This window comes from Streptomyces sp. NPDC051109 (genome assembly GCF_044455885.1).
Taxonomy (GTDB): domain Bacteria; phylum Actinomycetota; class Actinomycetes; order Streptomycetales; family Streptomycetaceae; genus Streptomyces.
On record NZ_JBITFF010000010.1, the window covers coordinates 193719 to 206770 of the forward strand.

The 13052-nt window shown below is 75.5% G+C and carries 11 protein-coding genes and 1 pseudogene; 8 read left to right on the top strand and 4 right to left on the bottom strand.

What is annotated here, in order from left to right; all coding sequences use genetic code 11:
* Position 1 precedes the first annotated feature (1 nt).
* Complete coding sequence (locus ACIBAD_RS20445; protein WP_398907955.1) at positions 2-2014, top strand: prolyl oligopeptidase family serine peptidase; 2013 nt, start codon at positions 2-4, stop codon at positions 2012-2014.
* Here the strand turns inward: ACIBAD_RS20445 and ACIBAD_RS20450 are convergent.
* A complete protein-coding gene (locus ACIBAD_RS20450; RefSeq protein ID WP_398907956.1) occupies positions 2011-3324 on the bottom strand; it encodes a serine hydrolase domain-containing protein in 1314 nt (437 codons plus the stop codon). The genes ACIBAD_RS20445 and ACIBAD_RS20450 overlap by 4 nt on opposite strands.
* Positions 3325-3353: 29 nt before the next feature.
* A complete protein-coding gene (locus ACIBAD_RS20455) occupies positions 3354-4214 on the bottom strand; it encodes a hypothetical protein (RefSeq protein WP_398907957.1) in 861 nt (286 codons plus the stop codon).
* A gap of 11 nt (positions 4215-4225) precedes the next feature.
* Between ACIBAD_RS20455 and ACIBAD_RS20460 the strand changes: the two genes are divergently transcribed.
* The 3 genes from ACIBAD_RS20460 to ACIBAD_RS20470 all read left to right on the top strand — a co-directional run bounded on the left by ACIBAD_RS20460 (position 4226) and on the right by ACIBAD_RS20470 (position 7792).
* Positions 4226-4804: a GNAT family N-acetyltransferase gene (locus tag ACIBAD_RS20460; RefSeq protein WP_398907958.1), complete on the top strand. Its 579-nt coding sequence runs from the start codon at positions 4226-4228 to the stop codon at positions 4802-4804.
* Between the two features lie 4 nt (positions 4805-4808).
* Entirely contained in the window at positions 4809-5708 is a 900-nt protein-coding gene (locus tag ACIBAD_RS20465; protein WP_398907959.1) for an arginase family protein, read from the top strand.
* Between the two features lie 89 nt (positions 5709-5797).
* Positions 5798-7792: a DUF5107 domain-containing protein gene (locus ACIBAD_RS20470; protein WP_398907960.1), complete on the top strand. Its 1995-nt coding sequence runs from the start codon at positions 5798-5800 to the stop codon at positions 7790-7792.
* A 154-nt stretch (positions 7793-7946) separates the two neighbouring features.
* On the opposite strand, the gene ACIBAD_RS20475 is transcribed toward ACIBAD_RS20470, so the two are convergent.
* The gene (locus tag ACIBAD_RS20475; RefSeq protein WP_134069939.1) at positions 7947-8774 is read right to left on the bottom strand and encodes a methyltransferase domain-containing protein; all 828 of its coding nucleotides are present in this window, start codon (positions 8772-8774) and stop codon (positions 7947-7949) included.
* Between the two features lie 194 nt (positions 8775-8968).
* Between ACIBAD_RS20475 and ACIBAD_RS20480 the strand changes: the two genes are divergently transcribed.
* The 3 genes from ACIBAD_RS20480 (at position 8969) to ACIBAD_RS20490 (ending at position 12145) form a co-directional block, all read left to right on the top strand.
* Positions 8969-9541 (top strand): TIGR03086 family metal-binding protein, encoded by a 573-nt coding sequence (locus tag ACIBAD_RS20480; RefSeq protein WP_398907961.1) that lies wholly within the window; start codon positions 8969-8971, stop codon positions 9539-9541.
* Positions 9542-9664: 123 nt separating this feature from the next.
* Positions 9665-10882: an aminotransferase class I/II-fold pyridoxal phosphate-dependent enzyme gene (locus tag ACIBAD_RS20485; protein ID WP_398907962.1), complete on the top strand. Its 1218-nt coding sequence runs from the start codon at positions 9665-9667 to the stop codon at positions 10880-10882.
* Between the two features lie 144 nt (positions 10883-11026).
* Positions 11027-12145, top strand: a complete 1119-nt coding sequence (locus ACIBAD_RS20490) for an MBL fold metallo-hydrolase (RefSeq protein ID WP_134069933.1) — start codon at positions 11027-11029, stop codon at positions 12143-12145.
* Between the two features lie 31 nt (positions 12146-12176).
* Here the strand turns inward: ACIBAD_RS20490 and ACIBAD_RS20495 are convergent.
* Positions 12177-12423: pseudogene (locus tag ACIBAD_RS20495) on the bottom strand (chlorophyllase); the annotation flags it as partial.
* A gap of 11 nt (positions 12424-12434) precedes the next feature.
* On the opposite strand from ACIBAD_RS20495, the gene ACIBAD_RS20500 reads away from it, so the two are divergent.
* Positions 12435-13025, top strand: coding sequence for a TetR/AcrR family transcriptional regulator (locus ACIBAD_RS20500; RefSeq protein ID WP_398907964.1), 591 nt, complete (start codon positions 12435-12437; stop codon positions 13023-13025).
* Positions 13026-13052: the final 27 nt, after the last annotated feature.

Below are 13052 nucleotides of genomic sequence, written 5' to 3' on the forward strand. Positions count from 1 at the left end.
GATGGCGGTGCCGACCGGGCCCTACGGCAGCTGGCCCTCGCCCCTCGACGCGGCCGCCGCCGCCTCGCTCGACGGGCGTCCCGAGTACGTGGGTACCGTCGGCCCCGAGGTGTGGTGGACCGAGCCCCGCCCGGCCGAGGGCGGCCGCCGCACCCTGGTGCGCCGGCCCGCCGACGGCAGCCCCGAGGTCTCGGTGCTGCCGGCCCCGTGGAACGTCCGCAGCCGGGTCACCGAGTACGGTGGCCGGCCCTGGGCGGGCGCCGAACGGCCTTCGGGCGGGCCCCTGTTGGTGTTCGTCCACTTCGCCGACCAGCGGATGTACGCGTACGAGCCCGACGCGCCCGGCGGCCGCGCCCCGCGGCCCCTCACCCCCGTCTCCCCGGTCGGAGGCGGACTGCGCTGGGCGGATCCCGTCCTGCGCGACGGCGAGGTCTGGTGCGTGCTGGAGGAGTTCACCGGGCCGGCGCCGACCGACGTACGCCGGGTGCTGGCCGGCGTACCGCTGGACGGCTCGGCCGCCGAGGACCGGTCGCTCGTACGCGAACTCACCGACGACCGGCACCGGTTCACCACCGGACCCCGGCTCTCCCCCGACGGGCGGCAGGCGGCCTGGCTGGTGTGGGACCACCCCCGGATGCCGTGGGACGGCACCGAGGTACGGCTCGCCGAGGTCACGCCCGAGGGGGCGCTGGCCGGAGCCCGCACCGTACTCGGCGGCCCCGAGGAGTCCGTGGCCCAGGTGGAGTGGACCTCCGGCGGGGCCCTCCTCGCCGTGAGCGACCGCAGCGGCTGGTGGAACCCGTACCGGGTGGATCCGGCGACCGGCGAGGCCGTCAACCTGTGCCCGCGCGAAGAGGAGTTCGGCGGCCCCTTGTGGAAGCCCGGGCTGAGCTGGCTGGCCCCGCTCCCCGGAGGGCTCGTCGCCGTCCTGCACGGCCAGGGCTCCTCCGTGCTCGGCGTCCTCGACCCGGAGAGCGGCGACCTGGTGGACGCCGCCGGACCGTGGACGGCCTGGCAGCCGACGCTCGCCGCGTACGGCAACCGCGTCTACGGGGTCGCGGCCAGCCCGCGCAGCGCCTACGAGGTCGTCGAGCTCGACGTCGAGGACGGGCACGCGCGGGTGGTCGGCGCGGCCGGGGTGGACCCGGTGGACCCCTCCTACTACCCCGAACCGCAGAGCCGGACCTTCCTCGGCCCGGGCGGGCGGGAGATCCACGCCCACATCTACCCGCCGCACCACCCCGCGCGCCGGGCCCCCGCCGACGAACTGCCCCCGTACGTCGTGTGGGCGCACGGCGGCCCCACCGACCACGTGCCGCCCGTACTCGACCTGCACATCGCGTACTTCACCTCGCGCGGCATCGGCGTGGCCGAGGTGAACTACGGCGGCTCCAGCGGCTACGGGCGCGCCTACCGGGAGCGGTTGCGCGAGCAGTGGGGCGTCGTCGACGTGGAGGACTGCGCGGCCGTGGCCCGCGCCCTGGCCGCCGAGGGCACCGCGGACCGGGCCCGCCTCGCCATCCGCGGCGGCAGCGCGGGCGGCTGGACGGCGGCGGCCTCGCTGGCGGCCACCGACCTGTACGCCTGCGGGACGGTCATCTACCCCGTGCTGGACCTGCTGGGTTTCGCCGAGGAGACTCACGACCTGGAGTCCCACTACATCGACGGCCTGGCCGGGCCCCCGCAGACCCTGGCCGTACGGTGCCGCGAGCGCTCGCCGCTGGCCCGGGCCGGGCGGATCACCGCGCCCTTCGTCCTGCTGCAGGGCCTGGAGGACCCGGTCTGCCCGCCGGCCCAGGCGGAGCGGTTCCTGGCCGCGCTGCGGGGACGGCCCGTGCCGCACGCGTACGTCGCCTTCGAGGGCGAGGGCCACGGATTCCGGCGGGCGGAGACCATGGTCCGCGCGCTGGAGGCGGAACTCTCCCTGTACGCCCAGGTGTTCGGCATCGAGCGGACGGACGTCCCGCGCCTGGCCCTGGAGCCGAGTCCGGCCGCCGGCGCCGACACGGTTTAGCCGGTGGGCAGGTCGAGCCCGGTGTAGATCTGGTTGAGCACGGTGGGCAGCAGGGCCTGGGCGGTGGTGCGGCCGTCCGGGGACAGGGTCAGGTTCGTCCAGATGACGAGCGTGACGTCGTTGGCCGGGTCGTGGCCGATGAAGGAGTTGAAGCCCGGGAGTTCACCGCCGTGGTAGTACATCGCGGAGTGCGGGCCGAAGCGCTGGTAGGCGATGCCGTAGCCGTACTTCTGGCCGTCGGGCGCGGCCGGGTCCTCTGCCTGCGGGCTGCGGAGCCACTGCTGTTGGGACGCCGGGTCCAGAACCCGGCCCCTCACCAGGGAGCGGATCCAGGTGGCCAGGTCGTCGGCGGTGGAGACGGCCCCGCCGGCGGCGGTGGCGTAGGAGGGGTTCTGCCGGGTGTAGTCGAGGGGGCGGAGCTTGCCCGACCGCGCCGCCTCGCGCATCGCGGGGGAGTACGGGTCGTCGGCCAGGGCGTAGACCGAACCGCCGTACATGTAGCCGTGCGCGGAGGGCTCGGGCAGCGACCGGTCGCCGGCGGCCGGCAGAAGTGTCCCCCTCATCCCCAGCGGGATGAACAGCCGGTCCCGGAACTGCCGGGCCAGGGGCCGGCCGCCGGCCTTCTCGGCGACCAGGCCCAGCAGGGCGTAGTTGGTGTTGGAGTACTCGTAGGACGCGTCGGGCGCGAAGTTCGGCGGGTGCCGGAAGGCGATGGCCAGGACCTGCTGCGGGGTCCAGGCCTTCCCGGGGTCGGCGTCCAGCGCCGACGAGATTTCCGGTGCGTTGGTGTAGTTGTAGAGCCCGCTGCGCATCTTCAGCAGGTCGGCCAGGGTGATGTGCGCCCCGTTCGGCACTCCCGGGACGTAGGCGGACACCGGGTCGTTCAGCCGGAGCTTGCCGTCCCGGGCGAGGAGCAAGACCAGCGCTGCCGTCATGGTCTTGGTGTTGGACGCGATCCGGAAGTGGTCGTTCGTCCCGGGCGGTGCGGCCTTGCCCAGCTCCGACGTGCCGACGACGGCCCGGTATGTGCCCTGCGGGGTGCGCAGCAGCACCACCGCGCCCGGCACCATCAGCTTCTTCGCCGCGCGTTCGACGGTGGCCTGGAAGGCGGCCGGCTCGATCGGCTTCAGGGGAGGCGGGATACGGGTGGGGGCGGGGGCGGTCATCGTCGCCACGGGAGCGGGCGTGGGCGACGGGGCGGCGCGCGCCACGGCGACGGCCGCGCCGAGCGGAGTGCCGCCCCCCGCGATCAGGAGGGCGACGCAGGGGGCCAGCAAGACCGTACGCCGACGTGCGCGGGAGGTCCTCATGCACTCACCCCAACCCGATTTGGGCAGAATCACCCAATTTTAGCAGCGCGACCGGACGTCGGCCGCGCTGCGGACCCCTCCGCCGTGTGCAGCCAGACGCGGAGCGGGCCCAGCGGGGTGAAACCGTGGCGCAGGGCCGTGTCCAGGTCGTCACCGGACTCGTAGCCGACGACCGGGAGCCCGGGCCAGAGGCCCGCGACCGCCGCGAGGGCGCCCGCCCAGGCCTCGTCGCCGGGGGTGCCGTCCGCCGTGAAGACGTTGGAGAGGCCGACGACCGCGCCCGTACGGTTGGCGGCGGCCCCGGCGGCGATGCGCCCGTCGGCCGCCCGGCCGGCGAGGAAGGCGACCTCCGGGGTGAGCAGGCCGGGGTGGAACAGGCCGCTGCCCTCCCCGCCGCCCCACGCCGCCTCCCAGGCGGCCAGCTCCCCGACGTCGGAGACGCGGGCCCAGGCCAGGGCGGTGGAGGGCGCGGCCCGGGACGGCGCCGCAGGATCCGGCGCCGCAGGATCCGGCGCGGCAGGATCCGGCGCGGCAGGATCCGGCGCGGCAGGATCCGGCGCGCGCCACGGCCGGTGGATCCACTCTGCGTCGAACAGCACTTCGAACCCGGCCGGAGCCAGGTCCAGGGCGGCGAAGCTGTCCTTGACCGAGCAGCCGGGGGACGCGGTGTCCATCCCGGCCAGCAGTGCGTCCGCCGAGGCCTCCCGGGCCAGGGTCACGCCGTCGGGGTAGTACGGCGGCGTGCGGCGCGCGCTGGTCCACGCCTCGGCCGCGAAGGTGCCTCCGCCGCTGACCGCCGCGCACCACTCGGCGTTGTTGCGTACCGCCGCGCGCAGCAGTTCTTCGGTGTCCAGGTCGATGATCACCGGGCGAAGCCTGCCACAGCTCATAGCCTGGGCGGATGGCATTTCCCACGTACCTCCGCGAGGGGGAGCGCGTCGGGCTGCGGCCCTTCCGGCTCGCCGACGGCCCCGAGTTCACCACCCACGTCCAGGAGAGCCGCCACCTCCACCGCCCCTGGCTCGCCCCGCCGGCGACGATCGAGGAGTACGAGGAGTACGCGACCCCGCTCATCGAGGGCGCCGGCCGGGTGGGATTCCTGGTCTGCGAACGCGAAACCGGGGCCATCGCGGGCTTCGTCAACATCAACAACATCGTCTACGGCGCCTTCGACTGCGGAGCGCTCGGCTACGGCGCCTTCGCGCACGCCGCCGGACGGGGGCTGTTCCGGGAGGCCCTGGGCCTCGTCGTGACGCACGCCTTCACCCCCGGGGACGAAGGCGGTCTGGGGCTGCACCGGCTGGAGGCCAACGTCCAGCCGGGCAACGCGGCCTCCCTCGCGCTGGTCCGCGGGGCCGGATTCCGACGGGAGGGGTTCTCGCCGGACTTCCTCTTCGTCGACGGCGCCTGGCGCGACCACGAGCGCTGGGCGATCACGGCCGAAATGTCTGGTCCTGCGGCCGCGGATCGCACAGGATGAGGAGATGCGAAACCTGGTGCTCCTCGACGCCCCGTCCAACCTGGGCCTGCGCCCGCCCGCACCCGCCACCGTCCCCGGCGTCTACAAACTGGCGGGCGCCCTGCGCGAGCAGGGCCTGCTGAACCGGCTCGGCGCCCGTGAGGGCGGAGTGGTCGTGCCGCCGCGCTACGACCGTGGCGACTGGCGGGAGGGCGACGGGGTCTTCCACGCCGGCCCCCTCGCCGCCTACACCCTCGCCCTCGCCGACCGGATCGAAAGACACCTGCGCGCCGGGGAGTTCCCCGTCGTCCTCGGCGGTGACTGCTCGATCCAGCTCGGCGCCAGTCTCGCCATGCGCCGCGTCGGGCGGTACGGACTGGCCGCGATCGACGGCTCCGCCGACTTCCGCCACCCCGGCAACGAAGCCGTCAACGGCCCCGTCGGAGCGGCCGCCGGGGAGGAGCTCGCCCTCGCCACCGGCCGCGGCCAGGCCGACCTCGCCGACCTCGAAGGGCGCGGACCCTACCTCCGGGACGAGGACGTACGGCTCTTCGGACTGCGCGACGGCGACGGGGACCTGCCCGAGCTGCGCGCCGCGGGGATCTCCACGGCCACCGTCGGGGACATCCGGGCCCGCGGCGCCACCGCCGTGGCCCGCGCCGCGCTCGACGGCCTCCATCCGCCGGACACCGACGGGTTCTGGGTCCACCTCGACGCCGACGTGCTGGACCCCGAGGTGATGCCCGCCGTCGACAGCCCCGACCCCGGCGGCCTGCTCCCCGGCGAACTCGCCGGACTGCTCTCCGTCCTGCTGGGCTCCCCGCGCTGCGTCGGCCTCGACGTCACCGTCTACGACCCGGACCTCGACCCGCAGGGGCGGTCCGCGGCGCTGCTCGCGGACCTGGTCGCCGGTGCGTTCGCGTAGCGCTCCGGCCAGGGCTTTGCGCAATCCTGACCGGTGGTGATCCGCGGAACCCCTGTGCACCGGCCGTCCCGGCGTGTTCCATTTCCTGCATGGCCACCACCGTCCGCCGCGCCGTACTGAACCTGCCCGCAGCCCCGTTGGGCCCCGAGAACCCGCTGCCCGCACTGCGCGCGCCCGCCGACGCGCACACGCTGGACGAGCCCGCCCGGCCGCCGCTGGGAGGCACCCCCGGGCGCGAGGGGCTCCCGCGCGACATGGCCCGGCAGATCGGGTACGAGCCGCTGCGCTCGCTGCTGCCCGTACGACTGCGGGACGGCTACCAACGGCGCAGGCAGGAACGCGAGTTCGAAGTCCTCGTCATCGAGAACGCGCACCTGCGGGTCACCGTGCTGCCCGGACTCGGCGGCCGCGTCCACTCACTCGTGCACGTGCCCACCGGGCGTGAACTCCTCTACCGCAACCCGGTGTTCCAGCCCGCCAACTTCGCCCTCAACGGCGCCTGGTTCTCGGGCGGCATCGAGTGGAACATCGGCGCCACGGGCCACACCACCCTCTCCTGCGCCCCGCTGCACGCCGCGCTCGTACCGGCGCCCGACGGGGGCGTGATGGTGCGCCTCTGGGAGTGGGAGCGGCTGCGCGACCTCCCGTTCCAGGTGGACCTGTGGCTGCCGGAGGACTCCGAGTTCCTGTACGTCGGCGTCCGCGTCCGCAATCCGCACGAACGCGCCGTCCCCGTGTACTGGTGGTCCAACATCGCCGTCCCGGAGGACCCCGGCACACGGGTGCTCGCCCCCGCCGACGAGGCCTGGCACTTCGGGTACGAGCGCGCGCTGCGGCGGATCCCCGTGCCGCGCTGGGAGGACGAGGACCGTACGTACCCGCTGCGCAGCGAGTACCCGGCCGATTTCTTCTACGAGGTCCCGGACGGGGCCCGGCCGTGGATCGCCTCGCTGGACGCCGAGGGGCGCGGGCTCGTCCAGACCTCCACGGCCCGGCTGCGCGGGCGCAAACTGTTCGTCTGGGGCTCGGGGGAGGGGGGTCGGCGCTGGCAGGAGTGGCTGACCGAGCCCGGCACCGGAGGCTACGCCGAGATCCAGGCCGGCCTCGCCCGGACCCAGCTGGAGCACGTACGACTGGAGGCCGGGGCCGAGTTCAGCTGGCTGGAGGCGTACGGACCGCTGGCCGCGGACCCGGGGCCGGTGCACGGCCCCGACTGGGCGTCGGCCCGGTCCGCCGCGGAGACGGCCCTGGCGGCCGCCCTGCCCCCGGAACGGGTCGAGGAGGCGTACGGGGCGTGGCGCGGGTGCGCCGACACCGAACCCGGGGAGCGGCTGGCGGCGGGCTCGGGGTGGGGCGCGCTGGAGGTGCTGTGCGGCGGGCACAAGCTGCCCGGTACCCCCTTCGCGGAGTCGGAGCTCGGCGAGGCCCAGGCGCCCTGGCTGGAACTGTGGCGCACCGGAGTCTTCCCCGCCCCGCGGCGGGTGGCGCCGCCGGGGCCCAGCCTGGTCGCCCCGCACTGGCGGGACATGCTGGAGACGGCCCCGGCGGATCCGCTGACCGAGTACCACCTCGGCGTGGCCCAGTGGCACGCGGGCGATGTGGCGCAGGCGGTGCGCAGCTGGGAGCGCGGGCTGGCGCTGGCGCCCTCGCGGTGGCCGCTGCTGCGCTGCCTGGCGGTGGCGGACGCGCTGGCCGGCGACCAGGCGCGGGCGGCGCAGCGCTACGCCGAGGCCTTCGAGGACCTGGCCGAGGAGAGCCGGGGCGGCGAGCCGTGGACGGCCGCGGAGTCCGCGCTGGGGCGGGAGGCGATGACGGCGCTGCTGGCGGCCGGCCGTCTGCCGGCGGCGCGGGCGGTGTGGGACCGGCTGCGGCCGGCGCTCCGCGAGGAGGGCCGGTTCCGCCTGCTGGCCGCGCGCCTGCTGGCCGCGGAGGGCCACGTGGGTGCGGCCCGACGGGTGTTCGAGGACGGCTTCGAACTCCCGGACCTGCGCGAGGGCGACGAGGTCCTGTCGGAGGTCTGGTCCCGCATAACGCACCGGCCGCTCCCCGCGTCGTACAACTTCCGCATGCGCCCGCCGACCTAGGAGGTGACGGCAAAGTCCTGCCCGGCCCGGCGGACTGCCCGACCGGGCCGCCCTGGTACGGCTCATGCCCCGGGTACGGCTCATGCCCCGGCCCCGCCTCATGGCCGCGGCCCGGCCTCATGGCCCCGGCCCGGTCTGATGCCCCGGCCCGGTCTCAGGCCCGGGCCAGGATTTCGCCGTTCAGGACCGAGAACCAGGCGTCCGGGGACGCCGCCCAGCGGTGCCAGGCCTCGGCGATGGCGGTCAGGCCGGCCGGTGTGGCGTGCCCGGCGCCCGTCGCGAGGGACGCGTACGCCGAGGCCGTCGTGCGGTCCGCCCACAAGGAGGACCACCACGCGGCCTCCTCGGCGGTGGCGTAGCACCAGGCCGTCGCCGACGAGGCCACCTCCGTGAACCCCGCCGCCCTCGCCCAGGACAGCAGGCGGCGTCCGGCGTCCGGTTCGCCGCCGTTCGCGCGGGCCACCCGGCGGTACAGGTCCTGCCACGCGTCCAGGCCCGGTTCGGCCGGGTACCAGGTCATCGCCGCGTAGTCGGCGTCCCGGGCGGCCACGATCCCGCCCGGCCGGCACACCCGCCGCATCTCCCGCAGGGCCTGGACCGGGTCGCCGACGTGCTGGAGCACCTGGTGGGCGTGGACCACGTCGAAGGAGCCGTCCGGGAAGTCCAGCGCGTGCACGTCCGCGGTGGCGAACGTGACCGCGCCGGCCAGGCCGCGCTCCTGCACGTACTCCGCGGCCTGCTCCAGGACGTCCCGCGCCGCGTCGACCGCCGTGACCCGGCCGCCCGGCGCGACCAGTTCCGCCAGGTCGGCGGTGATGGTCCCCGGACCACAGCCCACGTCCAGGACCGACATCCCCGGCCGCAGCTCGCCGATCAGGTACGCCGCCGAGTTCGCGGCGGTGCGCCAGCGGTGCGAGCGCAGTACGGATTCGTGGTGCCCGTGCGTGTAGACGGCGGTTTCCTTCGTCTCCCCGGTGCCCATGAGCCGACTCCTCCTCGTCGTTGAAGCGTTGTGATCACCGTAGGGGATCAGTTCGATGGATGAGATATGCGTTTTGACATGTGGACACGAGCCTTGTGCGGCACGGCGGATCCGAGGGCCGGTGGCAGGGAGGGGGAGGCGCGAGGACAGTGGGCTCCAGAGATCCGGCCCGCTGGCAGAGGATGGTGAGAGCCATGCCGGACACGCTGCTCGAACAGCACGCCGGGGCCCTGCGGCTCTTCGGAGAGCGGGTGCGCGCCGTCCAGGAGGGCCAATGGGGAGCCCCGACCCCCTGCACGGAATGGAGCGTGCGCGACCTGGTCAACCACGTCACCGGCGAGCAGCTCTGGATCCCGCCGATGGTCACCGACGGGCGCACCATCGAGGAGATCGGCGACGCGTTCTCCGGCGACGTGCTCGGCCCGGACCCGGTCGGCGCCTGGGAGCGGGCGTCGAGCGCGGCGCACGCCGCGTTCACCGCGCCCGGGGCGCTGGACCGCACGGTCAGGCTCTCGTACGGGCCCGCGCTGGCCCGGGCGTACTGCGCGGAGCTCACCGCCGACTGCATCGTGCACGCCTGGGACCTCTCGCGGGGCATCGGCGCCGACGACCGGCTCCCGGACGGGCTGGTCGAGTTCGCCCTCAAGGAGGTCATGCCGTACGCCGACGGGCTCGCGGCCAGCGGCTTGTTCGCCGCGCCGCTGGACGTGCCCGCGGGCGCGAACGCCCAGACCCGGCTGCTGGCCCTGGTGGGCAGGCAGGGCTGAGCCCTCCGCCGCCCGCCGGGTGACGACAACAGGCGTACCCCTTCGAATCGCCGTATAAAGGGCATGGCCGATCGGGTCGGCGGTACGCGTACGGAACGGGGAAGGCAGGGCGAGGTGTCGGGGATGCAGCGCACGGCGGAGGGCCGCGGTCCGGTCCGCTACGGACCGCCCGCGCCCCAGCCCGGCCTGCCCGTGCTCCCCGAGCTCACCGCCGTCACCGCCGCGGCCGCCGAGCGGTCCGCCCCCGAACCCCCGGGCGGCGGGGAGCCCGTACGCGAGGCCGCCTGCCGGCACTGGGGGCGGCGCGGGCTGCCCACCGCGCCGGAGAACGTGGCCGCCGGGCCCGGCGCCCCGGCCCTGCTGCTGGCACTGCTCGGCGCGTACGGGGGCGACGTGATGCTGCCCCGGCCCTGTCCCGCATGGTGGACCCCCCAGGTCCGGCTGCTGGGGCGGCGGGCTTATCACGTGCCGACCCCGGCCGAGTGCGGCGGCATCCCGGACCCGTACGCCCTGCTGGAGACCGTACGGAGGGTGCGCGCCGAGGGCGGCGACCCGCGCGTGCTGCTGCTGTCGGTAGCCGACGACCCGACGGCGACCGTGCCCCCGCCCGAGATGCTGCGCGAGGCCTGCGAGGCCGCCGGGGACGCAGGGCTGTTCGTCGTCAGCGACGAGAGCTGGCGCGACACCGTCCACCGGCCGCACGACACCCTGGTCCTGAGCCCGGCCGAGATGCTGCCCGACCAGGCCGCCGTCCTCCTCGACCTGTCCGGAGCGCTGCTGCCCGCCGGGTGGCCGGCGGCCGTGGTCCGCTTCCCCGGCACCCCGCGCGGCACCTGGCTGCGGGCCCGCACCCTCGACATCCTCACCGCGACCGGGGCCATGGTCGCGGGGCCGGTCGCCGGGGCCGCGGCCTACGCGCTCGACGAACCCGACGCCGTCGCCGGGCGTGCCTACGCCGCGGCGGCGCTGCACGGGGTGGTCGCCGCCGCGGCCCACCGGGAGCTGCTTTCCGTCGGCGCGCTCGCCCGGCCGCCGCAGGCCGGGCGCCACCTGTACGCCGACCTGACCCCGCTGCGCGCCGGGCTGGCCCGGCAGGGGGTCCGCGACGCGATGGAGCTGGAGGACTACCTGGGCGGCCGGCTCGGCGCGCCCACCCCCGGCGGGCAGCGCTTCGCCGACGAGCTGGGCGCACTGCGGGTCCGGCTGTCGACGGGCCCGCTGCTCGGCGCCACCCCGGAGGAGCGGCTCGCCGCGCTCACCGCGCGCGACCCCCTCGGCCTCCCGCACGTACGGAGCTCCCTGGACCTCCTCGGATCGGTCCTGGCCGGACTGGGCTCCTGACCTCCCGGCTCCCGGGTTCCCAGCCCCCGGCCTCCCGGCTTGCCGGATCCCCCGCTTCCCGACTTCCCGACCGCCTGCCCCGCCCCGCCCCGCCCCTTCCGCCCGACGCGACGAGCCCGCTGTGCGGTGAACGGAGAGCTCTTGATGAGGGATCAGACGGAAACCCCCGCACCGCCGGGCCCCGCGCCCACCGCCCTCGCGGACGCGGCCCTGCCCGCTGACGTCCGCCCGGGCACCGGCCGGCGCCGAGCGGCGCCGCGGCCGTTGGGGGAGGTACGGAGCTGGCCGCGCTCCTTCGCCGATCGGCTGACCACGCCGCTGCCCGGGGTACGGGCCTTTGCCCGGCTCGCGCGCGAGGGCGCGTTCCGCCCCGGCCCCGACGGGCTGCGCGGCATCCCCGACCTGCCGTACGCCCCCGCCCCGCTGCCCGCGGCCGGCCCCGGGACGCTCTGCGCGACCTGGGCGGGCCACGCCAGCTGGGTACTGCGGATCGGCGGGCTGACCGTACTGACCGACCCCGTCTGGTCGCGGCGCATCCTGGGCACCCCGGCGCGGATGACCCCGGTCGGCGTGTGCTGGGAGGAACTGCCGCCGGTGGACGCGGTGGTGATCAGCCACAACCACTACGACCACCTCGACGCCCCCACCCTCAAGCGGCTGCCCCGGCACACCCCGCTCTTCGTCCCGGCCGGCCTGGCCCGCTGGTGCCGGCGCCGCGGCTTCACCCGGGTCACCGAGCTCGACTGGTGGGAGTGCGCGGAACTGGGCGGCGTACGGTTCGACTTCGTCCCGGCGCACCACTGGTCGAAGCGGTCGCTGCTCGACACGTGCCGCACGCTGTGGGGCGGATGGGTGCTGAGCGACCTGCGGTCCGCCGAGACGCCGAGGAAGGTGTACTTCGCGGGGGACAGCGGGTACGGGCACTGGTTCGGGGAGATCGGGCGGCGCCATCCGGGGATCGACCTGGCGCTGCTGCCGATCGGGGCGTACGCGCCGCGGTGGTGGCTCAGAGATGTCCACGCCGATCCGGAGGAGGCCGTCCGGGCCTGTCGGGACGTGGGGGCGAGGCGCATGGCGCCGATGCACTGGGGCACCTTCGTGCTGTCGGCGGAGCCGGTGACGGAGCCGCTGGAGCGGGTCCGGGCGGCATGGGCCCGGGCCGGGCTGTCCCGGGAGGACCTCTGGGACCTGCCGATCGGCGGCTCGCGCACGCTCCGACCCGGCGGGGCCGGCGCAACCGGGTCCGGTGCCACCGGGCGATGAGCGCCGTCGGCGAAGTCCGCGCGGGCGGGCGCTACTTGCTCTGCAGTCTGCCGAGCGCAGCCGGGTCGTTCTCCAGGGCGGTGGCCGCCGTCTGCCAGCCGGTGTCCCCGGGGGAGAGGGCGCTGCGCAGGAAGGCCGTGGTGAGCCGCTAAATCAGGGCGACGCGCGCGGGGCTCTCGTCGGTGGTCTCGGCGACCTCGTATCCGGGGAAGCCGCCGAGCGAGTGGCTCGGCCCCGAACAGGGTGAGCAGGCTCCTGGCGGCCGGGCTGCGGGTGAAGGAGCGCCGCGGTGGACGACAGCTGCCCGACCGCGAACGGGGCACCCGCGTCCAAGCGCACGGACGCCCTGCGCAACCAGCAGACCCTGCTGGACGCGGCGGCGGCGGTCTTCGTCACCTCGGGCGTCGAGGCGCCCGTACGGGACATCGCGGCCGAGGTCGGCGTCGGTTTGGGCACGGTCTACCGGCACTTCCCCACCCGGGCGGACCTCGTCATCGCCGTCTACCGCCACCAGGTCGAGGCCTGCGCCGAGGCCGGACCGGCCCTGCTGGCCGCCGGCCCGACCCCGCACACCGACCTCGGGCAACGGGTGCTGCTCTTCGTCGACTTCCTGGTCACCAAGCACGGGCTCGCGGCCGCGATGCAGGCGGACAACGCCGGCTTCGAGGCCCTGCACTCCTCCTTCCTCGACCGCCTCCTGCCGGTCTGCACCGAGCTCCCCGACGCCGCGGTCGCCGCGGGCGAGGTCCGTTCCGACCTCACCGCGTACCAACTCATGCGCGGCATCGGAAACCTCTGCATCGGCGCCGAGACCGATCCCCGCTACGACGCGCGCCGGCTGGTCGGGGTCCCCGTCGAGGGGCTGCGCCGACAGCCTTGACCCGGACGGCCGCGGGTACCGGGTACG

What these genes read in the sequence shown, in the direction of transcription:
- ACIBAD_RS20490 (WP_134069933.1), top strand. Translation starts at nt 11,027, where the DNA reads ATGAGGGATCAGACGGAAACCCCCGCACCGCCGGGCCCCGCGCCCACC.
- ACIBAD_RS20450 (WP_398907956.1), bottom strand. Translation starts at nt 3,324, where the DNA reads ATGAGGACCTCCCGCGCACGTCGGCGTACGGTCTTGCTGGCCCCCTGC.
- ACIBAD_RS20455 (WP_398907957.1), bottom strand. Translation starts at nt 4,214, where the DNA reads ATGAGCTGTGGCAGGCTTCGCCCGGTGATCATCGACCTGGACACCGAA.
- ACIBAD_RS20460 (WP_398907958.1), top strand. Translation starts at nt 4,226, where the DNA reads ATGGCATTTCCCACGTACCTCCGCGAGGGGGAGCGCGTCGGGCTGCGG.
- ACIBAD_RS20480 (WP_398907961.1), top strand. Translation starts at nt 8,969, where the DNA reads ATGCCGGACACGCTGCTCGAACAGCACGCCGGGGCCCTGCGGCTCTTC.
- ACIBAD_RS20475 (WP_134069939.1), bottom strand. Translation starts at nt 8,774, where the DNA reads ATGGGCACCGGGGAGACGAAGGAAACCGCCGTCTACACGCACGGGCAC.
- ACIBAD_RS20470 (WP_398907960.1), top strand. Translation starts at nt 5,798, where the DNA reads ATGGCCACCACCGTCCGCCGCGCCGTACTGAACCTGCCCGCAGCCCCG.
- ACIBAD_RS20445 (WP_398907955.1), top strand. Translation starts at nt 2, where the DNA reads ATGGCGGTGCCGACCGGGCCCTACGGCAGCTGGCCCTCGCCCCTCGAC.
- ACIBAD_RS20485 (WP_398907962.1), top strand. Translation starts at nt 9,665, where the DNA reads ATGCAGCGCACGGCGGAGGGCCGCGGTCCGGTCCGCTACGGACCGCCC.
- ACIBAD_RS20465 (WP_398907959.1), top strand. Translation starts at nt 4,809, where the DNA reads ATGCGAAACCTGGTGCTCCTCGACGCCCCGTCCAACCTGGGCCTGCGC.